The following is a 26,853-nucleotide window of genomic DNA, read 5'->3' on the forward strand; positions in this document are numbered from 1 at the left end:
CAGCGGATTTTAACGTTCTCTTTCTCCGGCTGGGTTATGCTTGGAGGCATTGGAGGGGGAATATAACTATGAATATTGCATCGGCAAGCGGCATTTCGGCCTCAGCTTCTTCGGTATCATCTGCGTCCGCCGGTTCTCAAGGCAGCGCGGCAAGCGAGATTCGCGCTCTGGAGAAGCAGAAGACCCGGCTGGAGGGAGAACTGGAGAAGGTCGAATCGAGCAAGGACGACCAGAAGACCAAGGAAGCGAACAAGAAGGAACTGGAGCAGCAGATCAAGCAGATCGAGCAGCAGATCGCGCAGAAGCAGAAGAACGGGGCTTCTGCCGGAGACGCTGCGTCCGGACCCGCAGGCGCGGCAGGTCAGCAGCCGAAGGCGGCTGGCGGAGCGCCCAGCGGAATGGGGAAGGCCACTGCCGATCCCCGCTCCGCTACGGTGGACAGCGAGGGGCATTTGGATGTGAGGATCTGAGCGGCGCAGCCGCGCCGGAACGCCCGAGTCCGGGGCCAGGAATGAAGCAGCCTGCACGGCTTGACCGCCGCTGTGGGCTTCTTGTCATGCCCGGGCGGAAGCTCTCCTAAGCCGGCGGAAGGAGCTGCTTCCCGCCCATAGCCGGCCGCCGGCCGGGACTTTGTAACGATTTGGGAGCCGGGCCGTCAAGGCGGGGTGTCAACCTTTTACGAACGGGGTAATAAATCTAATTCATACCACGGATCAAGACAAAGGGAGGGACTCTCATGGCGGCACCTACGATTTCGGGAATCAGCCGGGTTCAGGCGGCTGCGGCTTACGGCGGTACTCAGAGCGATGTCAGCTCCCTGCAGAAGCAGCGCGACCGGCTGCTCGCGGAACTGGATAAGCTGAACGCCGCGCAGGGAGGAGCCAATGAAGCTCCTTATCGGCGCGAGCAGTTGCAGCGGCAGATTCGTCTGCTGGAGGCTCAGCTGGTTCAGCGGACCGGAAGCGTGGCGACGGCCGATTTCGTACCGGCTTCGCCGCTGACGCCGGTTACGCTGACACCGTCCCGGACGGAACGGCTCGGATTTCTGAGAGGAATCGGCACGGCCGATCCGGCGACCGCGACGGTGGACCGTCAGGGCCATTTTGACGCGCTGATCTGACCTGACCGATTGCGACGACGGCGGGAGAACCTGCGGGCGGAATGCGGAATCGTCCGGACACAGACGCAGAGCGAAGGATGAAGCAGAGCATGAATACAAGCACGGACCCGGCGCGAGTGGCGAGGGTCCGTGCTTTGTGCTGTCCGAAGGAACGGAAGAGGAACTCTCCGGCCCCATAGCTGCCAACCTGCCGGGCGGGGAGGCGCAGGGCTAGGCCAGCCGACTGAGCGCCAGACAGATGAGGGCAACCGCCGCAGACCCAAGCAGGGCCCGGCTATCCCGCCGGGACCAGACGAGCCGAAGCCGGGGGGTTCGGGGACGCGATGCGTCGTATCCCCGGGATTCGATGGCCGTGGACAGCTCATCGCCCAGCGTCAGAATCTGAATCAGCAGCGGGGTAACGAGCATCGCCGTCTGCCGGGGCGACCAGCGGCGGGGACCGGAGCGCGGCCTTCCTCTGGAGGCGAGAGCCAGCTGAAGATCCTCCAGCTTGGCGAGCATCCAGGGAGCGAACTGGAGCGTGATCTGTACGACGAGCGACCAGTTGCGCACAGGAATTCCGATCCGCCGAAGCGGTGCAATGGCCCATTCCATCGCTTCGCGCAGCGGCGCGCCGGTCGTCGTCTCGGTGAACAGGAGACCGAGCGCAAGGAGCAGCCCGAGCCGCAAGGCGGAGAGCCCCCCGGATACGGCGCCCTCCGGGGAGAAGCCGAGCGGGCCGATTGCGGGGCCCGGCCCGTTCCAGGAAACGGCGGAGATCAGCCAGAAGAGCAGCAGCATCGGAACGGCAGGCCGAAGATACCGGCGTAGGGTTCGCCGGGCGATGCCTGCGGCGGCGCCGGACGCCAGGATGACTACGGCCATGAACAGCAGCGGCGGCCAGGACCGTGCGCCCAGAAGGGCAAGCGACCACAGGAGCAGCGCCGCCCATTTGGCCCGCGGGTCCAGTCCAAGAACGGGGCGCCCTGCGCGCCGGGCGAGGGCCGGGAGACCGGCGGGCGAAGCGTTCTCCGCCGGAACCGCAGGGCGGCCTGCTGCGGGATCTGATGCGCTTGCAGAACTGCCGACGGAGTAGGCCGGTCCGTTAGATGCGCGGCTTGCCGGGCCGCCCGCCGAAATCCCCGCTGGCCCGGCGTCTGCAAGGAGCTTGGGCTCGGCGAAGCGGCTCCCGAAGACGGCCGGCGGCTTGATGGGGTCTGCGCCGGAGCGAGCGGCGTTCTGCCCGGGAGTACGCGTCTGCCCGCCGGCAGCGGCGTTCCCGGCAGATGCGCCGCCGGGAGTTCCGCTGCCCGGCAGCGTCGGGCCGCCGCTGCCCGGAGGCGCGGGGCGCAATCCGGCGAGCGCCTCGAGCAGCTCGGCCTCGCTGCGCGGCACCGCCGTAAGCCGCCCCTGGCGGACAAGCCGGCGTCCGAGCGCGAGGTAGGCCGGCGGCGTCAGGCCGGCCTGCTCCAGAATGCCGCGCTCGTCTTCGGCCAACGCGGCGGCGGGACCGGCATAGAGAAGTCTGCCCCCGGCCAAGACCACCGCCTGGTCGGCCAGCGGGAGGAACCGGTCGAGGTCATGGGTGCTGACTACCAGGCCGACGCCCTCCGCCTTCAGCTCGGCGACAGTCCGGAGCAGGCCGGCATATCCGGCGGGGTCGAGCCCGGCGGTAGGCTCGTCCAGCAGCAGCAGGCGCGGACTGACCGCCAGCGCTCCCGCGATGGCGGCCCGTCGTTTCTCGCCGCCGCTGAGCAGATAGGGCGAACGCTCCGCGTATTCGTCCGGGCTTAGCCCGGTCCGGCGCAGCGCCGCCGCCGCCAGCGCGGCCTGGTCCCGCTTGGGGACGCCCCGCTGCCCGAGGCCATAGGCAACGTCGCGGCCTACGGTGCCCGCGAAGAGCTGATTCTCCGGCTGCTGGAAGACCAGAGCCGGACCAACGCCGGCACCGCTCTCGGGGCAGCGACCCGTCGGATCGGAGAGCGTCCGGGCTGCGCCTGCGGCCGCATCGTCCCCGGTCCGCTCGACTAAGCCCGAATCCGGCCGTTCCAGCCCGGCCAGAATTCGCAGCAGCGTCGATTTGCCGCTGCCGTTCGTGCCGCACAGGAGCGTGAAGCTTCCCGGCGGCAGCTCGAAGCTCAGATTCTCAAGCACCGGCCGCCCGTTGTAACGGAGGGAAACATCCTTCACCCGGACGCTCACAGGACGGCCTCCAGGTCGGCCTCGGTCAATGGCAGCTCCGCAAGGGGCCAGCCCTGGGCGAGAAGAACCCTTCCGGCGGCCACGGCCAGCGGAGGCTCCCAGCCCAGTGTATCCGGCCAGGGGCTGTCGTAGAAGAGACGTCTCGGAGCGCCGTCATAGACGAGAAGGCCGTCTTTAAGGACGGCGACCCGTGCGGAGGCGGCCAGTTCTTCCGGCCGCTGCGTGACCCAGACCACGGTCAGCCCATCATCCCGGAGCCGCCGGACCAGCATGAACAGCTCCCGCCGCCCGATAGGGTCCAGCATGGCGGTCGGTTCGTCGAGAATCAGCAGCTCAGGCTCCAGAGCCAGACAGCAGGCCACCGCCAGCCGCTGCCGTTCGCCGCCCGAGAGCGATTCGACCGGGGCCTCCGCTTTGGAGACGAGCCCTGTGCGGGCCAGCGCGAGTTCCGTCCGGCGGTGAAGCTCGGCCCCGGGAATGCCTCGGTTCTCCAGGCCGAACGCCACGTCTTCGGCAGGCGTGGAACCGACCGTCTGGGCTTCGGGATTCTGAAAGACGATCTGGACGCTTCGCCGGACAGCGGTGCGGTGGGCCGGTACGGACAGATCAAGCCCGGCTACGGCCAGCGAGCCCGAAGCGGGGGAGAGCAGTCCGTTGAACGTGCGGATCAGGCTCGATTTGCCGCTGCCATTCGGGCCGGTCAGGGCCAGCCAGCTCCCCTGCTCCACTTCCAGATCAATGCCCCGAAGAACCTTCCGCTCTTCCGCTCCCTCGCGCAGCGACAAGGCCAATTGTCTCGCTTCAATCATCCTCATGCCGATTCTCCCGTCTCTATCGTTCTATGTGTGCTTACGATTATAGCAAATCCGAACCATTGCTGTATCGGCAGGGGGATGGTATATTGGTCCAAACAATAAACTGTGGGGGTAGATACAGATGAGTAAATGGTCGCTGCGCGGCTTGATATTCAGCGCATTGTTCGCCGGTGTGATGGTTGCTCTAAGCTCCATGAAGGTTAATCTGCCGTTCTCCACCGTGCCGATTACGCTTCAGACGCTCGCCGTCATGCTGGCCGGTTCCGTGCTTGGGGCACGCTTCGGCTCGCTGGCCGTGCTGATCGTGCTGGGCCTTGCGGCAGCAGGTTTCCCCGTTATGGCGGGCAGAGGCGGCGTGTCCGTACTGGTTGGCCCGACCGCAGGCTTTATCTGGGCTTTTCCGGTAGCGGCCTTTGCCATCGGTTGGTGTGCCGAGCGCTGGGGACAGGGCAAAGGCTCGTTCCTGAAGCTGCTGGTCATCAACTTCGTCTTCGGCGCGCTGCTGGTCTATCCGAGCGGCGTGGTCTGGCTGGCGCATTCCGTGGATGGTCTGGATACGGTATCCAAGGCGCTGGTCGCGGGCTTCTGGCCGTTTCTGCCGGGCGATCTGACGAAGGCCGTTCTGTGCGCATCCGTAGTGTCGGCTGTCTACAAGGTCTATCCCATTGAACGCATCGTAGGCCGCAGAGAACGCGGCTGGCTGGAAGGGGACAAGTCGTCGGTCCGTTCCTGACGCCTCCGTATCCCGCTCTTCTTCCGGACAGGTCCGCCTGCTCGGGATGGAGGCAAAATGAAACAGCCAAGGACCGCTTCTGCCCGAAGCGGCCCTTGGCTGTTTTGCTGTGCCATGCGGACCGGCGGAGCGCTGCCCGCCGGTCTGTTCCGGCTACTTGGCGGACGCCGCAGCCGGGAAATCCAGGTGAAGCTCGCCGCTGGAAGAGTCCCACTGCGTATTCACGCCGAGCAGGGCGAGAAGCTGCGCCGGAATCATAACGGCTCCCGATGACTGAGAGACAGGGCTGTTCAATGCGACCGACCGTCCGTTGACCTCGGCCTGGGCGGAGCCTGCCGTGATCTGCGCCCGAGCCTGGCCCAACTGAACGGCGAGCGACGAGCCTGAGGCGGTCAGAGAGCCCCCGAGGCTGCGGATCGTATCCCGAAGCGGAACGCTCACCCGACCGTTCTGCAGATCTGCGGGATAGCCGGAGGACAGCGGGGAGCCATTGACGGATACTCCGATGGCGGGCAGCACCGGAACGGGACGGTACAGGAGGCGGTCGCGGTTCACATTGGACGACCCGGCCTCTCCCCATTGGTTGCCGCCGACGCCCCACAGCCTTCCGCCGGCATCAATCGCCAGGGCGTGGTGGATGCCGGCTTCGGCCTCCCGGACGCCCGCAGGCCCGCTCATCCGTCCGGCTCTGCCTGTCAGCCAGGTGCCGGTAGTCCAGAGTTCTCCGGCAGCCGTGCGGATAAGCAGCGTATTATAATCGACGAGCTGCGCTTCGGCCGCTTTCAGCGGCGTTCCCGCCCGCAGAGGCTTGCCGGTCAGCCGGAGCGGACCGGGGGTGCTTCGGCTGTAGAGAGCGTCTGTCTCTACCTGGGCCGTCCAGACACGGCCGGCGGAATCGACGCCGACCAGCCGGTTCTGATAAGCCGAGATCTGCTTGAAGGCCGGCAGGCCTGCGATGCGGGCCGGAGAGATCAGCGTTTGGCCCGCCCCGGAGGGTTGGTTGACAAGGCCGAAGCCCCAGACGGCGCCGTGCTCGTCCAGCCCGTAGACCAGTCCGCTCCAGGAGGTCAGCCCGGTGAAGCGGTACGTTCCCGGAATCCGGCGCGGAACGCCCGCCGCCTCCGAGGTGCCGTCCGCCGCAAGGGGATGGCTCCAGTACCACAAGGTGCCGTTTCTTTGCAGCGCAAAGCCGGGAATGGCTGCCGTTATGCCCGCCAACCCTTTAACCTGCTTCGGAAGCGCAGACGGCCCGGTCCCGGCGCCCCACTCCCACACCGAGCCGTCCGAACCGACGCCCACCTGGGAGCCGACCCGGTTCGTGGCGATCGACTGAATGCCGCGGAGCGCGGCCAACCGGACCGGACGCTGGATGCTGCTGGTAATGCGCGGCTCCAGAACGCCCAGTTCGCCGTAGAGCGTGCGGCCCCAGGCCCAGACCGTGCCGTCAGCCCGGAGCGCTGCCGAATAGTACGCTCCGGCCGTCACTTGAACAAACGGTGCCGGGCCGGAGGCGGCGTTCGTGCTTGCCGCCGCGGGAACCGCCGCTGAAGCGGCGGCAGCCGTCGGGCCGGGGGAGACGGCTGCCCCGGCGAACAGCATTCCCGCCGTCAGCGCGGGAAGAAGAAGCCGGAAGGGACGCTTGGCGGCGTCCCCGGCTCTAAGCCCCATCCGGACCGGCATCAGTCGGAGGCTCCCTTATGGCCCGATTGCGGCGGGGAAGCCTCCGCCGGCTTATCGGCTTCCTCCTCATCGAGCGGCAGCGCCCAGACTGATACGCTTCCGCCGTTCACCGGGAATTCGGCCCAGCCGTCCTCGCCGATGGCGATCAAATCCTGACGGTGCCCGGTCAGGTCGATCCACTCCTCACCGGCGCGTTCTTCTCCGACGAACATCCGCTTGTTGCCTTCATCGCCGTTGGTAATCACCACCGCGCAGCCCGAGCCCGGAAGCTCCGGAAGGCCGCGCCGGACCCAGCCGATCGTGTTCGGATGATCGAAATAGTCGTCCTGGTCACCGTAGGCCCGGTGGTAGCGGGCGGCGAGCAGGCGGTCGATGCCTTCGCGCTTGCCTTCCACCGGCGCCGGTCCGTCAATGCCGTAATAGTCGCCGTAGAACACGACGGGGTAGCCGTCGCGGCGCAGCAGAATCAGCGAATAGGCACTCAGCTTGAACCAGTCGCCCACCCAGGACTCCAGCGATTCATGCGGCTGGGAATCATGGTTGTCTACGAACGTTACGGCGTTCAGCGGGTGGGTCTGCACCAGCGTATCGTCAAATATCGTCCGCAGGTCGAAGCTGTTCCCGCCGAGCGAAGCGGAATAGAGCCGGTAGTGGAGAGCGACGTCGAACAGGTCGATCTGATAATCGACCGTATTCAGAAATTCCCGGCAGGCTCCCACATCCGGGTTCCAGAATTCGCCCACAATGTAGAAATCCTCGCCGCGCTTGCGCTTCATCTCGGCGGCGAACTCCTTGATGAATTCATGGTTGATATGCTTGATCGCGTCCAGGCGGTACCCGCTGCACTGAAGCGTATCGACAAGCCAGCGTCCCCAGTTCAGCATTTCCTCGCGAACCTCGGGATGCTTGTAGTCGATATTGGCGAACATCAGGTAGTCGTAATTGCCGAACTCGTTGTCCACATTCTCATTCCAGCCCTTGTTCTCTCCGACAATCCGGAAGACCCCGGTCCGGTCATCGCGGGCGTCGTAGTCGGTGCCGTTAAAGTGCGTGTGGTCCCATTTGAAAGCGGAATGCTCCTCTCCCCGGCCCGGGAAAGTGAACTTGGTCCAGCCTTCGATTTCAAAAGGCTCGGAAATCTCCTTCATCCGGTCGTTGGGATCGACCTCTACCACCTCGAACACCTCAGTCTCATCGGCTCCGGCCTTATGGTTCATTACGACGTCCACATAGACGGCGATGCCGCATTTGAGACACTCCGCAATGGCTTCAATCAGCTCATCCTTGGTGCCGTATTTTGTCCCCACCGTGCCCTTCTGGTCAAATTCGCCCAGATCGTACAGATCGTATACGCCGTAGCCGTTGTCCTCCGCATTCACCGCCTTGGTGACAGGCGGAATCCAGACCGAGTCGATCCCCGCCGCCTTAAGCTCGGGGGCCAGGCGGGCCAGACGCTTCCAATGCTCTCCGTCCGCGGCGACATGCCACTCAAAAAACTGCATCATTGTATGGTTCCGCTTCATCTGTACAGTTGCCCTCCTTTATAATGGCTGCTTGAATTCTTGCTTGATAGAATCGGGTATCGGAATTTATGTATGACGCCCGGTAAAAAGGTCCATCTGCAACGGCGCGAGCCCGTCTTCTCCGCCGCCGCCGAGCAGTTCCTGCAGCTCCTTGGCATTGGGAGTGGCGTCTCCGGCCGAATTATTGTTAAAGACGACATAGACATCCCGGGATTTCTGCTCCAGCTCCCGCAGACGGTCCCGCCATTCGGTCAGCTCCTCCGTATTGTAGCGGTATAAATAACGCAGCTTGCGCCAATCGGGATGGCTGCTCTGATTCCAGCCGGCCGTATTGCGGCCGTGCAGCCGGACATAGGTAGCCTCGGCCGATGTGGCTTCAGGCACAATCGGGATCGAACCGACGCCTGCCTGAGGCTCGTCCACCACGGTATGAATCCAGCCTTCCTCCGAGAGAAACCGCAGGGTGCCTTCCCGGAAGCGCGGATTGTACCAGGTCGCATTGCGGAATTCAATGGCGCAGGACACATCCTTCATCCGTGCTTTCGTATCCCGGAGCGTCTCCACATTCTCTTTGGTGCAGTCGAACCACGGCGGCATCTGGAACAGCGTCATCGCCAGCTTGCCGGCCTCCCGAACCGGCTCGATGGATTCATGAAAAGCCCGGTACATGTCATCGGGATGGTCGAAATAGTTCTTCTTGTTCCGCAAGTGTCCGGTCATGCCCTGATACGCCTTGACGATGAACCGGAAGTCTGCGGGCGTCTGGGAGACCCACTTCTTGAAGTTGCGCACAGGCTGCACGGCATAGAAGGAACTGTCAATCTCGACGATAGAAAAATGGGCGCTGTAGGCCGGCAGCCTTTCCGGCGCCTTGAGCTTGCCGTAGAGTTCTTCGTGGTCTCCGAACCCGGTTAATCCGATTCTGATCATGCGGTTCCCTCCCCGTGTCGCCTGGTTCTACATGTCATTAAACGGAAAAGCCCTTCAGGCAAACAGCGGGACCGATAATTCCGCTTACACGGGATAAGCCGGGCCGGCTAAAAATAGCCTGACCTATCGCCAGGTCGATCATACCTGGCGTCAGCCGGCGGAGCCCGAAGGACCAGCGGAAGTCAAAAAACCGCCGGCCATTGGCCGGCGGTTCTGCTTCTTCGTGCAAGAGGAGAAGACTTAAGGCGATGTGTAACTCAGCGTTGCGGTCTGCTCCTGGGACGGCAGCACGCTGCCTCCTGCACCGTCTGCATCGGCAACGAACCGAACGAGGGAACTGCCCATTTCCGGCGTCTGTTTGTTCATGAGCTTGACCATGAGAACCGAATCAAAGACGGTGCCGATTCCGCTGATTGTCAGCGTATGACCGTTGTTGCTGATCTGCTCTTCAGTCAGGTTCGACCAGTTAAAACCCGGTGAATACTGATCGCTCGTAGTGAACGTGAAATCATCCATGGTAATGGTGACGGTGCCGTTGTCAAAAGGGGGAGCCACCTGGTAACCCAGAATGAAGGTTCGGGTGCTGTCGCCGTCAAGGAAATAATCGGTTGTCAGCGAGTTGTCCATCTGGTAGACCCCGTAAGAGGTTGAATTCGGTGTTCGAACTGCTGGAGCGGCCGGAGCGGCCGTTGAAACCAGCGTGATCGTCTGTTCTTCGGACGGCAGCTTGGCGCCGGCTCCGTCGGCGTCGGCCCTCAGGGTAATCGGGTACGAGCCTGCGGCGGGAATGGTCTTCCCGACCGGAAAGACGGAACCGCCCAACTCAACAGATACATCGTTTTGTGCGGCAGTATTGATGTGTGTAATGGTGACGGTATGGCCGTCATTGCTGAGCTGATCCGCTGTGAATTTCGTCCAGCCGGTGTCATCGCCCAGGCTGTAATAGTCCCCGGTAGTGACGGACACGCCTTCAATGTCGATCTGCAAGGTTCCGTCGATAAAGGCTTCTTTCGGAAAATAATCGAACCGGATTTTGGACAAGCTGCCTTCCGTAAATTCCTTGGAGGCCAGCGACGCGTCGGTATTAAAGCCGAAGCCTCCGGTCAGCGTCGTCTGGGCGGACACGGGAACAGCGAGTGTCTTGAATACTCCGGCGCCGGCTTCCGTGCCGGAAGCGGCATAGGGAGTAACCTCGACGGTTAAATATTTGCCGATGTCGGCCGCTCCAGGCGTGTAGTAATAGAGATGCGCGTCGGGAATAAGCGCCTTGTCGCTGCCGTCGGCTTCTGCTGATCGGTACCAGTTGTACCGGATAATTTCAGGCGGATCGTTCTCGGCGTCGTTGTAGTCAAAATCAACATGAACCCGGGTTCCGGCTTGGAGCTTGGATTCAATGGCATGGCGGTCGTCGTCAACGAATCTAAGGCCAGAGACGACAGGGGCCTGATTGTGCGGCGGCTCCGGTGTCGGGTCTGGTATCGAAGGGCTTGAAGCCGATGGAGCAGAGCTTGCTGCGGAAACGGCAGGCGTCGGCGTGGCTGCAGGAACAGCTGAAGGTTCCGCCGTCGCTTCCGGCGTGGGGCTCTGAAGCTGGGTCTGCCCGGCAATCCGGGTCTTCTCCGTCAGGAACTTGACGGTAACCAGCGCCACATCCTGCCGGCTGGCCGTCTCTGCCGGGCTGAAGGTCCCGTCGGGTCTTCCGACCATCAGGCCGTGCCGGATGGCGGCTCCGACGTAATCTCTGGCCCAGCCGGAGATGGAAGCCGCATCCGTGAAGGATAGATTGCGGCCCATGCCTTCAGGGTTCACCTTCAGAGCCTGGACGAACATGACCGCCATCTGCTCGCGGGTGATATTCTGGGAGGCGCCCAGCAGCTGGCCGCCGACTCCCTTGACCAGTCCGGCGCTTGCCGCCGCTTCGACGGCAGCATAGGCATAGTGGCCGGGAGCCACATCCTTGAATGTTGCCGTCCGAGGAGGCTGGGTAAGGTCCAGGTTCAGCGCTTTGACGAGGACGATAACGAAGTCCTGACGCGAAATCTGGCCGGACGGCTTGAAGTATCCGTTCCCGGTGCCGGTCATGATCTCTTTGGAGATCAGCTCCTGGATCGCTTCCTTGGCGTAGTTGTTGGGGATGTCGTTCACAGCGGGGGCTGCCGATGCCGGGAAGGCCAGGGCCCCCAGCAGCGAGGCTGCGGTTAGAGCAGAAATGGTTCGAGAGACCAAACGGGTGTTTCTCATATAATCTCCTTTGCTGAACAATAGTTTCTCTGGAAGTGTGGTCCGAGACCTTCTATATATCGGTTGGCGGAATTTAAAATTTAATGAACAGGCGGACAGGCCGCTTAGGGATGAGGGGCTCCGGAAATGCAGACAGCCGCGCTCCGTCACGGGGCTGCGGCTGTCGGTGTTTCATGGACGGTCTGGTCATTCTGGTCATAGGGAAGGGTGACAGATTCCCGGAACAGGTGCACCCGGTCCCGTCCCGCATTCTTGGACGCGTAGAGCGCCCGGTCCGCCTGCCGGAGCAGCTCGGTGAGCGTGTCTCCGGTCACGGCTTCGGTAACGCCGAAGCTGGCGGTAATCGCAACCGGGCCCGAGGAGGAAGCCAGCGGCCGGCTGCGGATATCGAGGCGGATGGCATCGGCCAGCCGGGCGGCTTCCAGCAGACCGATGCCCGGCAGGCAGAGGACGAACTCCTCGCCTCCGTAACGGCCGAGCACATCGCCCTCCCGCAGATGCGCCGCGCAAATATCCGTGATATGCCGGAGTGCGGCATCGCCGCAGGGATGGCCGTAACGGTCGTTAATGTTCTTGAAGTGGTCGACGTCGAGCAGGATAAAGGACAGGGAATGCTGGAGGGAATCGAACCGTTCCAATTTCTTGCGGCTGAGTTCCATGAAATGGGCCCGGTTGGCTGTTCCGGTCAAGCCGTCAATGGTAGCCAGCCGCCGCAGGCCTTCCTGAAGCAGCATACGTTCGGTAATGTCGATCAGCATAATCATCCGTCCGGCGACTTGTCCGCCGCGCTTCTGGACGGGCGAGGAGCGGATCTGGTAATAGCCGCTCTCTCCGGCCCGCCGCCATTTCAGGTCCTTCACCGTCTCGCCCGGCGGATTTGCGCCTTCCATAACATAGGCGAGCGCCTCGGGGCCCGCTCCCATGAAGAGCTGGGCCAGCGGCCTGCCGATCGACGACGGGCCAAGACCGTCCACCATCTCGGACGCAGCCTGGTTGAAGTCCACCAGACGGTCCTCCAGATCGAGCACCAGCACGCCGTCGCGGAGGCACTCGAACAGATTCTCCCGGGCAATCGGCGCGGCCGTAAGCATCCCCCGGGACAGAATGGCCCAGATATAGAGGGTTGCCGTTATGCTCATGCTGGCCGGAACCGGGTCGATGCCGGGAGGCGTGGCTCCGATGAGGTAGAGGAAGGCGCAGGCCATGGGAAGCAATTGACCGATCAGCATCACCATGTATTGGGGCAGGTAGGCGGCCTTCAGCCGTTCCCAGCCCTGAAGCAGCAGCACCGTCGCCGCTGCCAGGCAGAGAAAAGTCAGGCTGCCCTGTACGAGATACCAAGGGCCGCCGACGACAGATGCCAAGGGATAAGGGCCGTCGCCAAGGGCCTCGATGCGCTGGTAGAAGAGATGGTGCCGCTCGTTCGTCCAGACCAAAGCAACGGTGATAACCGGTATGGCGAAGAGAAGCGCAACCCGCAAGCGGGTTACCCAGCGCTCAAAGCCGACAAAATACAGAATCATAATCAGACTGCAGGGCGCGATGAACGGCAGGCCCAGATAAGAGACCTTGGTCCACCATATTAGGCTGGACAAGGAATCGCCCGCCATCCCAAGGGCAGTGCCGAACACATAGACGGCAGAGAAGGCGGCAATTGCCACGAAGATCCGGGCTCCGGCAAAATCATTCCTTCGATGATAGGCAAGGGCGGTCAGCAGCAGGTTCATCGCCCCTGCCATGCAGACCAGAACCGTATAAACAAAGTTGAAGTTAGACAATAGGGTACCTCCGGAAGTGCTTCCTGGAAAGCGATTACGCGCTTGGATTCTATCATAGCATATTCGACCGCAGCGCCTATTTCTAATATATCGGCAGAGGTCTGCCGTTTTGAGACGATGGCGCAGCCGGAATTTCAGAAAGTTACGGGAAGCAGAATGGAAAGGCTGCGGAAATGTTGAGGGAAGTAAGCTGACAACAAAGTGGCCGGTCTGGACAAAACGACGGTATTTCAGGCTTCCGACTTTACCTTTTGTCTAGTGTAGAGCCTTCTTCCACCCGGTATGATGTTAGTTAAAGCTACATCAACAGCCGGGAAGATCCGGAACTTACTTCAGAAAGCGGGTGGATGAACATGTCTTTGGCAGCGCGCTCCATACCGGAGATTCGAATGGAGAATGTGGAGATGAGATACCGCGCCGGAACGGCGGATGTGCTGGCCCTGCATCAGGTCAGCCTTGATATCGCCAAGGGGGAATTTGTCTCCCTGCTGGGGCCTTCGGGCTGCGGCAAGACGACCCTGCTTCGGCTTATGGCCGATCTGCTCGAACCGACAGACGGGACGCTGACGGTGGCCGGGAAGACGGCGAAGGAAGCCCGGCTTGCCCGGAAGTACGGCATTGTCTTTCAGAGCCCGGTCCTCTACGACTGGCGCAAGGTCAAGGACAACATCACCCTGCCGCTGGAACTGATGGGCGTGCGGAAGGCCAAGCGCGACGAGAAGGCGCTGGAGCTGCTGGAGCTGGTGGGCCTCGGCGGCTTTGCCGACAAGTACCCGTGGCAGCTCAGCGGCGGCATGCAGCAGCGGGTGGCCATTGCCCGGGCGCTGTCCATGGAGCCGGAGATTCTCCTCATGGACGAACCGTTCTCCGCCCTGGATGAGTTCACCCGCGAGCGGCTGAACGAGGAACTGCTGTCGGTCTGGAGCAAGGTCGGCAGCACGGTGGTCTTCGTAACCCACAGCATCCCCGAGTCCATCTTCCTCTCCGACCGCGTCTTCGTGCTCTCCCCGCATCCGGGCCGCCTGTCAGCGGTCGTGGACATCCCTCTCCCGCGTCCGCGGACGGCGGAGATGCGGAACAGTCCCGAGTTCTTTGGCTTGGTGGCCGGCATTCGGAGCAGCTTCGAAGGAGGGCAGCCATGAGAGGGGGCGGCCTCCCGGCCCGGGGGCGGCTGCTGCCCTTGGCGGTGTGGATTGCGGGGCTGCTGGCGCTGTGGGAATTCGTCTCCTGGCTGCTGCTTCAGCGGAACGTGCCGCTGGCCCAGTCGAAGCTGCCCTACGTGCATGAAGTTCTTGCCACCTTGTGGGAATACAGCGGCACGCTGGCCCGTGAAGGAGGCGCAACCTTCGCAAGCGCGGGCGTCGGTTTTGCGGCCGGGGCGGCCGCAGGCGTCCTGCTGGCGGTGCTGATGAGCGTCTCGAAGCTGGTCGAACGGCTGACCTTCCCCTATGCCGTCGCGTCCCAGATGATACCCATCCTGGGGCTGGCCCCGATTATCTACGGAATCGTGAGGGATGAACAGACCTCACGGATTCTGATCTCCGGCTATATCACGTTCTTCCCGGTTGCGCTGAATATGCTTCGCGGTCTGCGCAGCGTCGATCCGAATGCGGTCGATCTGATGCATTCGCTGGCCGCCAGGCCGTGGACGGTCTATGGGAAGCTGCGGCTTCCGGCGGCGGTTCCGGGGCTTTTTGCCGGACTGAAGATTGCCGCTCCTCTCGCCGTTACCGGCGCGATCCTCGTGGAGCTGATGGGCGCCCGGCACGGCATCGGCGTTCTCATGCTGCGCAACCTGTATTACGGTCCCTCCCACGCCTACATGTTCTGGTCTACGGTACTGGTCGGCGCCCTGCTCGGTCTGGCCGGCTACGGACTGATCAGTCTGCTGGAACGTCTGCTGTCGCCCTGGCAGCCCGAATTCCGCCCGAAAGGAGGGGAGCGGTCATGAAGACCGGCACCGCCCGCAAAACAGCAATACTCCCTTCCCAGGGAACCGGCTCTCCGGAACCTGTCCTTCACGCTGCGGCGCCCGCCGCAGCACCCCGGAAGAACTCCGAAGGCCGGCCCCGCGCTTCCGCCTCATCCGGCCGCTCCGGGGCGCTGGCCGCGGGGATTCTGCTTCCGCTTCTGGCGGGAATCGCATTCCTGGCAGCTTGGCAATTGGAGCTGTTCCACCGGCTCTTCGACCTGAAGAAGTACCAGCTTCCGCTGCCTTCCGCCATTGTGGAGGCGCTGCGGGAGAACAGCAGTCTGCTGGCGACGTACACCGGCTATACGCTGACAGAGGCGGTGCTCGGCATGCTGGCGGGTTCGGCGCTCGGATTTGTCGTCGCCATCGCGGCGAGCGGCTGGCCCCGCTGGGGCGGAAGCGGCCTGTCGCTTGCCGCTGCCCTGAATGCCGTGCCGATTGTTGCGCTCGCCCCGATCCTGAATCTGTGGTTCGGGGACGGGATCGGCTCGCGGGTCGCCATCGTCATGGCGGCGACGACTCCGGCCATGGCCATCAACGCCTTCAAGGGCATGTCCTCGGTGGACCCGCTGGCGCTTGATCTGATGCGTTCCTGCGCCGCGTCCCGAAGCGCCGTGTTCCGGCATCTCCGGATTCGCAGCAGCCTGCCCCATGTGTTCACGGCGCTGAAGATCAACACGACGGCGAGCATGATCGCGGCCATTGTCGGCGAGTTCTTCTATTCGTCGCGGGGCCTCGGATATCTGCTCTCGAATTCCATCAAGGTCGCCAAAATGCCGATCGGCTGGTCGTGCATCGTGCTGGCCGCCGTCGCCGGCGTCCTGTTCTACCTGCTGGTAGAAGGGATAGAACGGCGGCTTATCAAATGGCATCCTTCCCGCCGCCAGGCGGGCGTTAGCCGATAACAGCCTGCCGGTCCGGACCGGCGGGAAGAGACAGACCAATACCGGATAGGGGGAGTAGGAATGAAGAGGAAGAGATTCGGCAAGAAGCGCGGGATGGGACTGCTGGCGGCGGTGCTGCTGACAGGGGCTCTGGCGGGATGCGGCGGGAACAACAACGGGGAAGCGAATGCAGCCGCCCCGTCTGCCGCAGCGGGAACTTCGGCGGCTCCGGCCGGCGATCCGGTCAAGGTGAAGCTGCAGCTCAAATGGGTGCCGCAGGCGCAGTTCGCGGGGTACTTCGTGGCGCTGGACAAAGGCTACTACAAGGATGAAGGGCTGGACGTCGAGATTCTGCCCGGCGGCCCGGATATTGTGCCGGAGCAGCAGGTGGCCGGCGGCACCGCGGACATCGGCGTCGATTGGGTGGCGAGTCTGCTGACCAGCCAGGAGCAGGGCATGCCATTGGTGCAGATCGCGCAGATTTATCAGAAGAGCGGTCTTGTGCTGGTCTCCAAGAAGTCGGCCAATATCAGCGCGCCCGCCGATCTGAAGGGCAAGAAGGTCGGCAACTGGATGGGCGGCAACGAGTTCGAGCTGCTGGCGCTGTTCGACAAATACAAGCTGGACCCCAATAAAGACCTGAAGTTCACGAAGCAGGGCTTCACGATGGATCAGTTCCTCGGCGGCGAGCTGGATGCCGCTTCGGCGATGACCTACAACGAGTATCAAGTGGTGCTGGAGTCGGGAATTAAGCCGGAAGAGCTGAACGTCATCGACATGAACGCAGAGGGCGTGGCGATGCTGGAAGACAATCTGTTCGCCAATTCGGATTGGCTGAAGGACAACAAGGAGACGGCGGCCAAATTCGTCCGCGCTTCGCTCAAAGGCTGGAAGGAAGCCATCGCCGATCCGGAGGCCGCCGTGGACATCGTGATGAAGCAGGCGGAGGAGGGCAGCACGAACCGGGACCATCAGCTCAAGATGATGGAAGAGGTGGCGAAGCTGATCCAGCCGGAGGGCTTCGACGCTTCCAAGCTCGGATATACCGATGAGGCTGCGTTCAAGCAGACTGCCGAAATTGCCCACCAGTTCGGGGTCATCAAGGAAGAGGCGGATGTCAGCAAGGCGTTCACCAACGAGATTGTGGAGATGGCCGGCAAGTAGCGCAGCGCGTGTGCAAGGCAGCGGTTCTACATTAATGAAAAAGAAGGTGTCGGCATGTCCCTTATCGCCAGAACAAGCGAACCGGTCCGCAATTTCATTGCGGGCTCCTGGGTAGAGCCGGCGGACGGCCGGGTGGAGGAGGTCCTCAACCCGGCAACCGGCGAGACGATTGCGTTCGTGCCGATCTCCGGCGCAGCGGATGTAGCGGCGGCCGTGGCTGCGGCCGCCGAAGCCTACCCCGGTTGGCGCGGCGTCCCCGTGCCCCGGAGGGCCCGCTATCTGTTCCGCTACCAGCAGCTCCTGCTTGCGCATGCGGAAGAACTGGCGGCGATCATTACGCTGGAGAACGGCAAGAACCTGGAGGAAGCCCGCGGCGAAGTACAGCGCGGGATCGAATGTGTCGAATTCGCCGCCGGGGCGCCGACGCTGATGATGGGCAGCCAGCTGCCCGATATTGCCGCCGGCATTGAATCCGGCATGTACCGGTATCCGCTCGGCGTTGTGGCCGGGATTGCGCCGTTCAATTTCCCGATGATGGTGCCGTGCTGGATGTTCCCGATTGCGGTCGCCTGCGGCAATACCTTCGTGCTGAAGCCGTCGGAGCGGACGCCGCTGCTTGCCGGAAGACTGGCGGAGCTGTTCGCCGAGGCGGGCTTTCCGCCCGGCGTGCTGAACGTGGTGCACGGCGCCCATGAGGTCGTTAACGGCCTTCTGGCCCACGAGGAGGTCAAGGCCATCTCCTTTGTTGGCTCCCAGCCCGTGGCGGAGCACGTCTACAAGACCGGCTGCGGGAACGGCAAACGGGTGCAGGCTCTGGCCGGCGCGAAGAACCATTCCATCGTGCTGGCGGATGCGGACCTGGACAACGCGGTCCGCAACATCATCGCCGCCGCCTTCGGGTCGGCGGGCGAACGCTGCATGGCCTGCTCGGTCGTGGCCGTGCAGGAAGAGGTGGCCGATGAGGTGGTCGCCCGCCTGAAGGCGGCGGCCGACGGCCTCGTCATCGGCGACGGTTCCCGGGACGGCGTCTTCCTCGGCCCGGTCATCCGCCAGTCGAGCAAGGACCGGACCTGCGGCTACATTGAAGCCGGAGAGGCGGAGGGCGCCGTGCTGGTCCGGGACGGCCGTCTCGACGCCGCCGCAAGCGGTCCGGGATTCTTCGTCGGACCGACGATCTTTGACCGGGTGAGGCCGGGAATGAAGATCTGGCGGGACGAGATTTTTGCGCCGGTGCTGTCGATTGTCCGGGTCAAGGATTTGACGGAGGCGATAGCGGTCGCCAACCGGTCGCCTTTTGCCAACGGAGCCTGCCTCTATACGGACAGCGCCAGGGCGGTGCGCCGGTTCCGGGAAGAGATGGACGCGGGGATGCTGGGCGTGAATCTCGGCGTGCCCGCGCCGATGGCCTTCTTCCCGTTCTCGGGCTACAAGCAGTCGTTCTACGGCGATCTTCACGCGAACGGCCGGGACGGCGTCGAGTTCTACACCCGGAAGAAGATGGTGACCGCGCGGTACTGAGGAGAGGAGAGAGAGCAATGCTTGAGACGGGGATGAAGAGCCGGGAGGCCATCCTGAAAGACCGCCAGTACCTGTGGCACAACATCGTTCCCTACAATGAGGCGAACCCGCCGATGATCGCGGCGGAGGCAAGCGGCTCCTGGGTGACGGACATCGACGGCAACCGCTATCTGGACGGCATGTCCGGTCTGTGGTGCGTCAATGTCGGCTACGGCCGCCGGGAACTGGCGGAGGCGGCGTATGAACAGCTGGCGACGCTCCCGTATTTTCCGCTGACCCAGAGTCATATGCCGGCGATTTCGCTGGCGGAGAAGCTGAATGAATGGCTGGAGGGCGACTATGTCATCTTCTTCTCGAACAGCGGGTCCGAGGCCAATGAAGCGGCGTTCAAAATCGCCCGGCAGTACCAGCAGCAGATCGGCCGGCCGTACCGCCACAAGTTCATCGCCCGCTACCGGGGCTATCACGGCAACTCCTTCGGCGCCCTGGCCGCGACGGGCCAGGCCCAGCGGAAGTATAAATACGAACCGCTTGCCGGCGGCTTCCTGCATGTCTCTCCGCCGGACAGCTACCGCCGCCCGGCGGGACAGACGGTGGAGGAATTCAATCTGCTGATGGCGCAGCAGATCGAGGAGCGGATCATCTGGGAAGGCGAGGAGACGGTCGCCGCCGTCATCATGGAGCCGGTGATTACGGGGGGCGGCGTTCTGGTGCCGCATCAGGTGTACCTGGACCGGGTGCAGGAGATCTGCCGCGACCACGGCGTCCTGCTTATCATCGACGAGGTGATCTGCGGCTTCGGACGCTCGGGCCGCAAGTTCGGCCATCAGAATTACGGCGTGAAGCCGGATATCGTGACGATGGCCAAGGGGCTGACGAGCGCTTATCTGCCGCTGTCGGCGACGGCGGTGCGCAAGGAGATCTATGAAGCGTTCAAGGACAATGCGGACGAATACGGATACTTCCGCCATGTGAACACCTTCGGCGGCAATCCGGCCGCCTGCGCCCTGGCGCTGCGGAATTTGCAGATCATGGAGGACGAGAAGCTGGTGGAGCGGGCGGAGCTGCTTGGCCGGCGGCTGGAAGAAGGGCTGCGCGCGCTGGCGGACCATCCGCTGGTCGGTGATGTCCGCAGCTTCGGCCTGATGGCCGGCGTAGAGCTGGTCGAAGACAAGGTCTCGCGCAGACCCGCTTCGCTGGACATCGTCAAGGGCCTTATCGCCGCCTGCAAAGCCAAGGGACTGATTATCGGCAAGAACGGCGATACGGTGGCCGGCTACAACAATGTCCTGACCTTCGCGCCGCCGCTCTCCTCCACCGACGAAGACATCGCCTTCCTTCTGGAGACCTTCACATCGGTAATGAACGCGAGTCCGGCAACGTAAGCTTGCCGTCGTAGAGGAATTGGTAGGCGCGCAGCGCGACCTGAATGGAGATGCGGTTCTCGGGAGACATGAAGTCCGGCCCGAGCAGCTCGGTGATTTTGTCCAGACGGTAGTAGAGGGACTGGCGGACAATGAACAGCTTGCGCGCCGCAATCTGCTTGGAGCCGTCATGGTCCAGGTAGACGCGGAGCGTCAGCAGGAGTTCGCTGCCCTTCTGCCGGTCATGGTCGATCAGCGGACCGAGGTAGGTGCGGACGAAGGACTGGAGCGTCCGGCCGTCGTTGAGGCCCAGCAGGAGCTGGAAGACGCCGAGTTCTTCGTAGAAGAGCGTCGATTGCCTCCGGCAGCCGTGCAGCGACAGCGCCTGGGCGGCCTCGCGGTACCCGGCGGGCGCTTCCCGCAGTCCTGTGCGGCTGGTGCTGACGCCGATGATAAGCTGCAGATCCTTGACCTTCTCGTCGGACCGGACGTTCTGGAGCGCCTCGAGCGCCTGCTGCAGCCGGGCGCGCCCGGGCAGCTTCGCCGGAAGATCCAGCGCGATGACGGTCAGCCGGTTGTTCCTCCGCGTAAGGAGCGGCCGGAGCGAGTATTTCTCGAAGATGGAACGCAGAATGAGCGACAGATGGAAGGTGACCGCTTCCCACTCATTCTCGGAGCCGCTCCAGGGCGCGCCGGAGGCATGCTCGATCTCGATCAGGCATACCCGGTAGTTCAGCTCGTTCACGACACCGTAGTCGGGTCCGATCACGCTCTTCAGCCGGTTCTCATCCTCCAGCCGCCCGCCGATCAATTCATCGACCCAGAGGTTCTCGGAGAACAGCTTGCGCTCCTCCATATAGCGTGTGCGCAGCAGCTCCTGGGCAATAGAGAGGGAGGCGGAATCGAGAAGCAGGCAGTCGAATTCCTGGGGCTTGTGCGGACAGATCATGAGCAGGTAGGCCCAGGTCTGGTCATGCGCTCCGACCGGCTTCAGCAGAGCGGGACGGCCGCGGTAATCGCGGATGACCGGCGCCGCATCGGGCTGGGAGGCGTGGTCTTCCTCTTCGGCAAGCCGCAGGGCGTACTGGAGCAGAGCGGTCTGTTCTTCCGGGGGCAGGGCCGGGAGGAACTGCGGCTTGCCCTGGATCGGCAGATAGAGAAGCTGGGCGCGGCTGCTCTTGGCCAGCAGCTGGAGCACTTTGACCGTCCCTTGGGAGGTCAGGGTGAGCCGGTGAAATTCGCGGGAGATGCTCTCCAGCTCCTGCAGCATTTTGTGATGGCGGTTGATGATGAGGGAATGCAGATCCAGCGTAATATCGACGAAGCGGACTGTCTTGGTGAAGATAATCAGTGGAAAATCATGCCGGTCGGCCAGCTCGGCCAGCTCCGGCGGAACTTCGGGAAAATAGCCGCCGAGCTCGATACAGAGACAGGCGGCTTTTTTGCGGATCAGACTGTCCAGGAAGGACAGCGCCGCAGGCAGATCCGTGTGGAAGCCGAGCCCTGTGGTCAGAATCATCTCCTCGCCGTGAATCAGTCCGTCGAAGTCCGTGCTCTCCAGCACATGCACCCAGCGTACGGGGCGGTCTATCCCGCTTCTTCCCCCCGCCAGTACCGCTTCGCTGAACAGCGGGCGCTTCAGCGCCTCCCGAATGGTGAATACCAATTCCCAATCCATCGCTCTCCCCCTCGCTTAGACGCGCGTAAAAAATTAACTTTTGAAATTAGACATTCTGTCTAATGTAACGAAAAAGTGAATTGACTATAGTGTGGAGTAAGATGTAAGGATAACTGACTCAATTAGGCCGTGGAGTGGGGTGCAGGTGCTGTGGTTATGGTCTATTTTACACTATATCCCGGCCATTCTGTCTAGACTGTAGGTTGAAATTCCATAATTGCGTCACTTTATTTTACATAAGGAGGGATTGTAGATGGATAATCATCATCATGAGCCGCAACTGACTCCCGAGTGGTTCATGCGACACTTTGCCGAAGCCGAGCCGGGTCTTACCCGCAAAGGCGCAGCTGAAGAATCCAACCGCTGCCTGTACTGCTACGATGCTCCCTGCATCAAGGCCTGCCCCACCGGCATCAATATCCCTTCCTTCATCAAAAGAATCGCCACGGACAATCTCCGCGGCGCCGCCCATGCCATTATGGACGCCAATCCGGTCGGCGCCACCTGCGCCCGTGTCTGTCCGACCGAAGAGCTGTGCGAAGGCGCCTGTGTGCTGAACGGCGCTTCCGAGCCGATCGCCATCGGTCTGCTTCAGCGCTATGCGACCGACTGGGCGATGAACAGCGGGGCGGCGCTGTTCCAGGCCGGCCCGCCCACTGGCCTCAGCGCCGGCATTATCGGCGGCGGTCCGGCCGGCCTCTCCGCCGCCCGCGAGCTGGCCCGGGCGGGGTGGGAAGTCGTCGTCTATGAAGCGAAGCCGCTCGCCGGTGGGCTGGATACGTACGGCATCGTCTCATTCCGGCTGCCGCAGTCCGTCTCGCTGTGGGAGGTGGAGCAGGTGGAGCGCCTGGGCGTCGAGATCCGCACGGGAATTCGGGTCGGCGAGGATATTTCGGCCGACGAGCTGAAGGCGCGGCATAATGTGCTCGTGCTGGCGGCCGGAATGGGCTATGTGCCGCCGATCGGCATTCCGGGCGAAGAGCTGAGCGGCGTCTATGACGCCATCCGGCTGGTGGAATCGACCAAAGCCGGCGTGCCGCCGCTGGATCTGCTCGGCAAGCGGGTAGCGGTCATCGGGGCCGGGAATACGGCGGTTGATGCGGCGACGACGTCGGTTCGCCTCGGCGCGGCGAACGTGAAGATGGTATACCGCCGGACGCGCAGCGAGATGACGGCGTACGATTTCGAGTACGCGTTCGCGAAGCAGGAGGGCGTGGAATTCAACTGGCTGACCCAGCCGGTCCGGATCGTAGGCGACGAACAGGGCCGGGTCGCCGGCCTGGAATGCGTGCAGATGAGGCTGACGGGCGAGAAGACGAGGGACGGACGGCTTGCGCCGGTGCCGGTGCCGGGCTCGGAATTTATCCTTCCGGCCGATGCTGTCGTGCTGGCGATCGGCCAGGAGCGGCTGACCGGACTCATCGGCCATCTCGGCCTTGCCCATGAGCGCGGCGTGGTGACGGTGGAGGAGCGGACGCACGCCACCTCGGATCCGATGATCTACGCCGCCGGCGACATTGTCTTCGGCGCCGGGAAGGGCGAGGCGATGGTCGTCTCGGCGGCGGCGCAGGGCCGGGATGCGGCCCATGCGATCATCGCCCGCTTCGCCGGGGCCGCGGGCGGAGTCACCGGCTCGGCGGCGAGCTGAGCCGGGCGGGCAGACCGGCGCCCGGGCGATGGTGGGCGGCGAAGCGCCGCCCCGGAGGGCCCGGCGAGCCCTAGCGGCGGCGAAGCGCCGACCCGGAGGGCCGGTGAGCCCTATCGGCGGCGAAGCGCCGCCCCGGAGGCAGGCGGATCGGCGGGAGCGGGCGCCTTCACCGGGGCGCGGCGCATGCTTTTGCCGGATGGGTCGCAAGGTGAAGCTGCCGCCGGACGCTCTCCTGCGCCAAGCGGACCGTACGGACCCTATTGGGGCAAAATCTGCTGCTTCTGAGCCGTTAACGGACCGAGATGCGCTTATTTCAGCCTAATCGACTCGATGGCCCGGCATTCCGTGCAAATAAGGGCTCTGGGGTCCGATTGCTCGGATAAATCCGGTGGAATTCCCGGAATAGGGGCTTTGAGGTCCGCATCGGGAGGCCCTGACAGCCCGCCCGTGATTGGCGACATCGCCGCATTCCTGAAGCTTGGCTGCATCCGTGACACATCGCCGCATCGCGGACGATCGCCATACCCGCCGGGAACCCGGCGCGGAGTATCACATTTGTAAGGGAGGACACGTTCATGGCAGATTTGAGCATTGATCTCGCGGGTATCCGGTCGCCGAACCCGTTCTGGCTGGCCTCGGCGCCGCCGACCAACACCGGCTATCAGGTGCAGCGCGCTTTTGAAGCGGGATGGGGCGGCGCGGTGTGGAAGACGCTGGGCGATCCGATTATCAATACCTCGTCCCGGTTCGCCGCCGTCAACTTCAACGGGCAGCGCGTAGCGGGCTTCAACAATATCGAGCTGATTACCGACCGCCCGCTGGATGTCAACCTGAAGGAAATCTGCGAGACGAAGAAACGGTTCCCGGATCATGCCGTGATCGCTTCCCTGATGGTCGTTCCGGAGCGGGAGAAATGGCATGAGATTGTCAAAAGGGTCGAAGATGTCGGCGTCGACGGCCTGGAGCTGAACTTCGGCTGCCCGCACGGGATGGCCGAGCGCGGCATGGGCGCGGCATCGGGCCAGCAGCCCGATCTCGTGGAGATGCAGACCTATTGGGTCAAGGAGGTCGCGAAGACCTCGGTCATCGTCAAGCTGACGCCGAACATCACCGACATTACCGTTGTGGCCCGCCATGCGGTCAAGGGCGGCGCCGATGCGGTCAGCATGATCAACACCATCAACAGTCTCGCCGGGGTGGATATCCATACGTGGAATACGATCCCCCATGTCGGCGGCATGGGCGCACACGGCGGCTACTGCGGTCCGGCCGTGAAGCCGATTGCCCTGAACATGGTTGCGGAATGCGCGCGCCATCCGCAGGTCGGCGTGCCGATCTCGGGCATCGGCGGCATCTCGACCTGGCAGGACGTCGTGGAGTTCATGCTGATGGGCGCGACCGGCATTCAGGTCTGTACGGCTGTCATGCACCACGGCTTCCGCATTGTGGAGGAGATGATCGACGGGCTGAACAACTACCTCGACGAGAAGGGCCTCGCCTCCGTTACGGAGCTGATCGGCCGTTCGGTGCCCCGCTACTCCAACTGGGGAGATCTGGACCTCAACTACAAAGTCGTGGCCCGAATCAACGAGGAGAACTGCATCAACTGCAATAAATGCCATATCGCCTGCGAGGATGCTTCGCATCAATGCATCGACATGCTGACGAATGCCGAGGGCAGGGCGGTGCTGCGGGTCCGCGAAGAAGACTGCGTCGGCTGCAATCTGTGCTCCATCGTGTGTCCGGCGGACGGGGCCATCGACATGATCGCCCTCGATGCCGGCCTGCCGCCGCTGAGCTGGAACGAGCGGCAGCGCATCGTGGCGGAACTGAATGAATCCCATACGCAAGCGGAGGTGCTCGGAGGATGAAGAAGCTCATCAAGAACGGAACGATTGTAACGGCGGCGGATGCCTATGCCGGGGATATTCTGATTGAGGACGGCATCATTGCGGGCATCGGCCTGGAGCTGGCCGCTGACGGGGCGGAGATCATCGACGCGTCCGGCTGCTATGTGTTCCCGGGCGGCATCGACCCGCATACGCATCTGGACATGCCGTTCGGCGGGACCGTGACCGCCGACGACTTCGAGACCGGGACGATCGCGGCCGCTTACGGCGGCACGACGACCGTCATTGATTTTTGCCTGACGACCAAGGGTGAACCGCTGCAGCAGGCCGTCGATGTCTGGCACGCCAAGTCGGAGTCCAAGGCGGTCATTGACTACAGCTTCCACCTCATGGTCTCCGAGCTGAACGACCGGGTGCTGGCCGAGCTGCCGGGCATAATCGAGAATGAAGGCATCACATCGCTGAAGGTATTCATGGCCTACAAGAATACGTTCCAGGCCGACGACGGCACCCTGTTCAAGACGCTCCAGACCGCCCGCCAGGAAGGCGCGCTCGTTATGGTCCACGCCGAGAACGGCGACGTGATCGAGTATCTGGTGAACAAGGCGATCGACGAGGGCAACACCGACCCGATCTATCACGCGCTGACCCGTCCGCCTGAGCTGGAGGGCGAGGCCACCGGCCGCGCCGCCTATCTGACGGAACTGACCGATTCCCAGCTCTACGTCGTGCATGTGACATGCGCCGAAGCGGCGTGGAAGATCGAGGAGGCGCGGAAGAAGGGACTTCGCGTCTATGGCGAGACCTGTCCGCAGTACCTGACGCTGGATATCACTGATCTGGAGAAGCCGGAGTTCGAGGGAGCGAAATACGTCTGGTCGCCGCCGCTGCGGGAGAAGTGGAACCAGGATGAATTGTGGAAGGGCCTGTGGAACGGCAGCCTCCAGACGATCGGGTCCGATCAGTGCTCGTTCAATTTCAAGGGCCAGAAGGAGCTGGGCCGCGGCGACTTCTCGAAGATTCCGAACGGCGGACCGACGATTGAGGACCGGTTCAGCGTGGTCTATTCCGAAGGCGTGGAGAAGGGACGCATCTCCATTCATAGGTTCGTCGATATCATCTCGACGCAGAGCGCCAAGCTGTTCGGCTTGTTCCCGCAAAAAGGCACCATCGCGCTGGGCAGCGATGCCGACATCGTCATCTTTGACCCGTCCGTGAAGCGGACGCTCTCGGCGGCGACGCATCATATGAACGTCGATTACAACCCTTTTGAGGGCATGGAAGTGACCGGCGAGCCGGTGAGCGTGCTCGTCCGCGGGGAATTCGTCATCCGCGACAAGCAGTTCGTGGGCGCCCCGGGCCGGGGGCAATATCTGCGCCGCAAGCGGTTCGGCGACGCCGCAAGGCCGCTGCCCGGCAAGGCTGAAGTCGGCGGGGGGGTCTGAGATGTCGGCCTACGACGATTACGCCAGAGAGAAGGAAGCGGTCGATGAGCTGGTATCCACCGGCTACCGGATCACGGGCATTCTGGAGGACCTGGACGGCGCGGCCGTCCGGTTCATCCGCAGGGAGCCCGCTCCGGCCGCCGCCGAGCTCCGGCTGCTTACCGCCGATGCGCGGAAATATGTGACGACGCTGCTTGTGGCGGCGAAGCGTACGGCAGGATAACAGCGGCCTGCTAATTCGGGAAGATTGTGCAGCAGACGGGACGATGCGGGGATACGGCATCGTCCCGTTTTTAATAGCGCGGCAATTGGCGGGAGCGATAGCCTGC

General features: G+C 63.1%; 21 protein-coding genes. 13 read left to right on the top strand and 8 right to left on the bottom strand.

The genetic code is table 11. The features are described from left to right. Positions 1–68: 68 nt before the first annotated feature. A complete protein-coding gene (locus RBI05_RS10285; RefSeq protein WP_310551025.1) occupies positions 69–470 on the top strand; it encodes a FlxA-like family protein in 402 nt (133 codons plus the stop codon). A gap of 266 nt (positions 471–736) precedes the next feature. Beyond that, on the top strand, positions 737–1,120 hold the full coding sequence (locus RBI05_RS10290; protein ID WP_310551026.1) for a FlxA-like family protein: 384 nt from the start codon (positions 737–739) through the stop codon (positions 1,118–1,120). Positions 1,121–1,330: 210 nt separating this feature from the next. Here RBI05_RS10290 and RBI05_RS10295 read toward each other — a convergent pair whose 3' ends face one another. Beyond that, entirely contained in the window at positions 1,331–3,301 is a 1,971-nt protein-coding gene (locus RBI05_RS10295; RefSeq protein ID WP_310551027.1) for an ATP-binding cassette domain-containing protein, read from the bottom strand. Then, complete coding sequence (locus RBI05_RS10300; protein ID WP_310551028.1) at positions 3,298–4,116, bottom strand: ATP-binding cassette domain-containing protein; 819 nt, start codon at positions 4,114–4,116, stop codon at positions 3,298–3,300. The genes RBI05_RS10295 and RBI05_RS10300 overlap by 4 nt, the downstream gene beginning before the upstream one ends. Positions 4,117–4,237: 121 nt before the next feature. Here RBI05_RS10300 and RBI05_RS10305 point away from each other — a divergent pair, with 121 nt between their 5' ends. Next, on the top strand, positions 4,238–4,849 hold the full coding sequence (locus RBI05_RS10305; protein ID WP_310551029.1) for a biotin transporter BioY: 612 nt from the start codon (positions 4,238–4,240) through the stop codon (positions 4,847–4,849). A 153-nt stretch (positions 4,850–5,002) separates the two neighbouring features. Here the strand turns inward: RBI05_RS10305 and RBI05_RS10310 are convergent, their stop codons facing one another. The 5 genes from RBI05_RS10310 to RBI05_RS10330 form a co-directional block, all read right to left on the bottom strand. Next, positions 5,003–6,529: a stalk domain-containing protein gene (locus RBI05_RS10310; protein ID WP_310551030.1), complete on the bottom strand. Its 1,527-nt coding sequence runs from the start codon at positions 6,527–6,529 to the stop codon at positions 5,003–5,005. Beyond that, complete coding sequence (locus tag RBI05_RS10315) at positions 6,529–8,052, bottom strand: alpha-amylase (protein WP_310551031.1); 1,524 nt, start codon at positions 8,050–8,052, stop codon at positions 6,529–6,531. The genes RBI05_RS10310 and RBI05_RS10315 overlap by 1 nt, the downstream gene beginning before the upstream one ends. 66 nt (positions 8,053–8,118) lie before the next feature. Further along, on the bottom strand, positions 8,119–8,982 hold the full coding sequence (locus RBI05_RS10320) for a DUF72 domain-containing protein (protein ID WP_310551032.1): 864 nt from the start codon (positions 8,980–8,982) through the stop codon (positions 8,119–8,121). Between the two features lie 240 nt (positions 8,983–9,222). After that, positions 9,223–11,223 carry an S-layer homology domain-containing protein gene (locus RBI05_RS10325; RefSeq protein ID WP_310551033.1) on the bottom strand — a complete coding sequence of 667 codons (2,001 nt, stop codon included), beginning with the start codon at positions 11,221–11,223 and terminating at the stop codon, positions 9,223–9,225. A 146-nt stretch (positions 11,224–11,369) separates the two neighbouring features. Beyond that, positions 11,370–13,001 carry a histidine kinase N-terminal 7TM domain-containing protein gene (locus RBI05_RS10330; protein ID WP_310551034.1) on the bottom strand — a complete coding sequence of 544 codons (1,632 nt, stop codon included), beginning with the start codon at positions 12,999–13,001 and terminating at the stop codon, positions 11,370–11,372. A 353-nt stretch (positions 13,002–13,354) separates the two neighbouring features. On the opposite strand from RBI05_RS10330, the gene RBI05_RS10335 reads away from it, so the two are divergent. The 6 genes from RBI05_RS10335 to RBI05_RS10360 are packed head-to-tail and all read left to right on the top strand — an operon-like array spanning position 13,355 to position 19,924. Continuing rightward, positions 13,355–14,143, top strand: coding sequence for an ABC transporter ATP-binding protein (locus RBI05_RS10335; RefSeq protein ID WP_310551084.1), 789 nt, complete (start codon positions 13,355–13,357; stop codon positions 14,141–14,143). Continuing rightward, positions 14,140–14,952 carry an ABC transporter permease gene (locus tag RBI05_RS10340; protein ID WP_150457485.1) on the top strand — a complete coding sequence of 271 codons (813 nt, stop codon included), beginning with the start codon at positions 14,140–14,142 and terminating at the stop codon, positions 14,950–14,952. The genes RBI05_RS10335 and RBI05_RS10340 overlap by 4 nt, the downstream gene beginning before the upstream one ends. After that, on the top strand, positions 14,949–15,878 hold the full coding sequence (locus RBI05_RS10345; protein WP_310551035.1) for an ABC transporter permease: 930 nt from the start codon (positions 14,949–14,951) through the stop codon (positions 15,876–15,878). The genes RBI05_RS10340 and RBI05_RS10345 overlap by 4 nt, the downstream gene beginning before the upstream one ends. Before the next feature lie 60 nt (positions 15,879–15,938). Continuing rightward, positions 15,939–17,021: an ABC transporter substrate-binding protein gene (locus RBI05_RS10350; RefSeq protein WP_310551036.1), complete on the top strand. Its 1,083-nt coding sequence runs from the start codon at positions 15,939–15,941 to the stop codon at positions 17,019–17,021. Positions 17,022–17,075: 54 nt separating this feature from the next. Further along, positions 17,076–18,539 (top strand): CoA-acylating methylmalonate-semialdehyde dehydrogenase, encoded by a 1,464-nt coding sequence (locus tag RBI05_RS10355; RefSeq protein ID WP_310551037.1) that lies wholly within the window; start codon positions 17,076–17,078, stop codon positions 18,537–18,539. 17 nt (positions 18,540–18,556) lie between these two features. Beyond that, complete coding sequence (locus tag RBI05_RS10360; protein WP_310551038.1) at positions 18,557–19,924, top strand: aspartate aminotransferase family protein; 1,368 nt, start codon at positions 18,557–18,559, stop codon at positions 19,922–19,924. On the opposite strand, the gene RBI05_RS10365 is transcribed toward RBI05_RS10360, so the two are convergent. Further along, a complete protein-coding gene (locus RBI05_RS10365) occupies positions 19,890–21,581 on the bottom strand; it encodes a PucR family transcriptional regulator (RefSeq protein ID WP_310551039.1) in 1,692 nt (563 codons plus the stop codon). The two genes, RBI05_RS10360 and RBI05_RS10365, sit on opposite strands and share 35 nt — an antisense overlap. Before the next feature lie 253 nt (positions 21,582–21,834). Between RBI05_RS10365 and RBI05_RS10370 the strand changes: the two genes are divergently transcribed. From RBI05_RS10370 to RBI05_RS10385, 4 genes are all read left to right on the top strand, one after another. Then, positions 21,835–23,229: an NAD(P)-dependent oxidoreductase gene (locus RBI05_RS10370; RefSeq protein ID WP_310551040.1), complete on the top strand. Its 1,395-nt coding sequence runs from the start codon at positions 21,835–21,837 to the stop codon at positions 23,227–23,229. A gap of 575 nt (positions 23,230–23,804) precedes the next feature. Continuing rightward, positions 23,805–25,100 (top strand): NAD-dependent dihydropyrimidine dehydrogenase subunit PreA, encoded by a 1,296-nt coding sequence (preA, locus tag RBI05_RS10375; protein WP_310551041.1) that lies wholly within the window; start codon positions 23,805–23,807, stop codon positions 25,098–25,100. Beyond that, positions 25,097–26,524 carry a dihydropyrimidinase gene (gene hydA / locus RBI05_RS10380; protein ID WP_310551042.1) on the top strand — a complete coding sequence of 476 codons (1,428 nt, stop codon included), beginning with the start codon at positions 25,097–25,099 and terminating at the stop codon, positions 26,522–26,524. Before preA ends, hydA begins: the two co-directional genes overlap by 4 nt. Before the next feature lies 1 nt (position 26,525). Beyond that, positions 26,526–26,747, top strand: a complete 222-nt coding sequence (locus tag RBI05_RS10385) for a hypothetical protein (protein ID WP_310551043.1) — start codon at positions 26,526–26,528, stop codon at positions 26,745–26,747. Positions 26,748–26,853: the final 106 nt, after the last annotated feature.

It is taken from the genome of Paenibacillus glufosinatiresistens (assembly GCF_031470375.1).
GTDB lineage: Bacteria > Bacillota > Bacilli > Paenibacillales > Paenibacillaceae > Paenibacillus_AQ > Paenibacillus_AQ glufosinatiresistens.

Excerpts from the sequence above, each read along its gene's own strand:
- RBI05_RS10345 (WP_310551035.1), top strand. The coding sequence starts at position 14,949 with ATGAAGACCGGCACCGCCCGCAAAACAGCAATACTCCCTTCCCAGGGA.
- RBI05_RS10315 (WP_310551031.1), bottom strand. The coding sequence starts at position 8,052 with ATGAAGCGGAACCATACAATGATGCAGTTTTTTGAGTGGCATGTCGCC.
- RBI05_RS10335 (WP_310551084.1), top strand. The coding sequence starts at position 13,355 with ATGTCTTTGGCAGCGCGCTCCATACCGGAGATTCGAATGGAGAATGTG.
- hydA (WP_310551042.1), top strand. The coding sequence starts at position 25,097 with ATGAAGAAGCTCATCAAGAACGGAACGATTGTAACGGCGGCGGATGCC.
- RBI05_RS10340 (WP_150457485.1), top strand. The coding sequence starts at position 14,140 with ATGAGAGGGGGCGGCCTCCCGGCCCGGGGGCGGCTGCTGCCCTTGGCG.
- RBI05_RS10320 (WP_310551032.1), bottom strand. The coding sequence starts at position 8,982 with ATGATCAGAATCGGATTAACCGGGTTCGGAGACCACGAAGAACTCTAC.
- preA (WP_310551041.1), top strand. The coding sequence starts at position 23,805 with ATGGCAGATTTGAGCATTGATCTCGCGGGTATCCGGTCGCCGAACCCG.
- RBI05_RS10385 (WP_310551043.1), top strand. The coding sequence starts at position 26,526 with ATGTCGGCCTACGACGATTACGCCAGAGAGAAGGAAGCGGTCGATGAG.
- RBI05_RS10325 (WP_310551033.1), bottom strand. The coding sequence starts at position 11,223 with ATGAGAAACACCCGTTTGGTCTCTCGAACCATTTCTGCTCTAACCGCA.
- RBI05_RS10290 (WP_310551026.1), top strand. The coding sequence starts at position 737 with ATGGCGGCACCTACGATTTCGGGAATCAGCCGGGTTCAGGCGGCTGCG.
- RBI05_RS10300 (WP_310551028.1), bottom strand. The coding sequence starts at position 4,116 with ATGAGGATGATTGAAGCGAGACAATTGGCCTTGTCGCTGCGCGAGGGA.
- RBI05_RS10350 (WP_310551036.1), top strand. The coding sequence starts at position 15,939 with ATGAAGAGGAAGAGATTCGGCAAGAAGCGCGGGATGGGACTGCTGGCG.
- RBI05_RS10365 (WP_310551039.1), bottom strand. The coding sequence starts at position 21,581 with ATGGATTGGGAATTGGTATTCACCATTCGGGAGGCGCTGAAGCGCCCG.
- RBI05_RS10285 (WP_310551025.1), top strand. The coding sequence starts at position 69 with ATGAATATTGCATCGGCAAGCGGCATTTCGGCCTCAGCTTCTTCGGTA.
- RBI05_RS10355 (WP_310551037.1), top strand. The coding sequence starts at position 17,076 with ATGTCCCTTATCGCCAGAACAAGCGAACCGGTCCGCAATTTCATTGCG.
- RBI05_RS10360 (WP_310551038.1), top strand. The coding sequence starts at position 18,557 with ATGCTTGAGACGGGGATGAAGAGCCGGGAGGCCATCCTGAAAGACCGC.
- RBI05_RS10305 (WP_310551029.1), top strand. The coding sequence starts at position 4,238 with ATGAGTAAATGGTCGCTGCGCGGCTTGATATTCAGCGCATTGTTCGCC.
- RBI05_RS10310 (WP_310551030.1), bottom strand. The coding sequence starts at position 6,529 with ATGCCGGTCCGGATGGGGCTTAGAGCCGGGGACGCCGCCAAGCGTCCC.
- RBI05_RS10370 (WP_310551040.1), top strand. The coding sequence starts at position 21,835 with ATGGATAATCATCATCATGAGCCGCAACTGACTCCCGAGTGGTTCATG.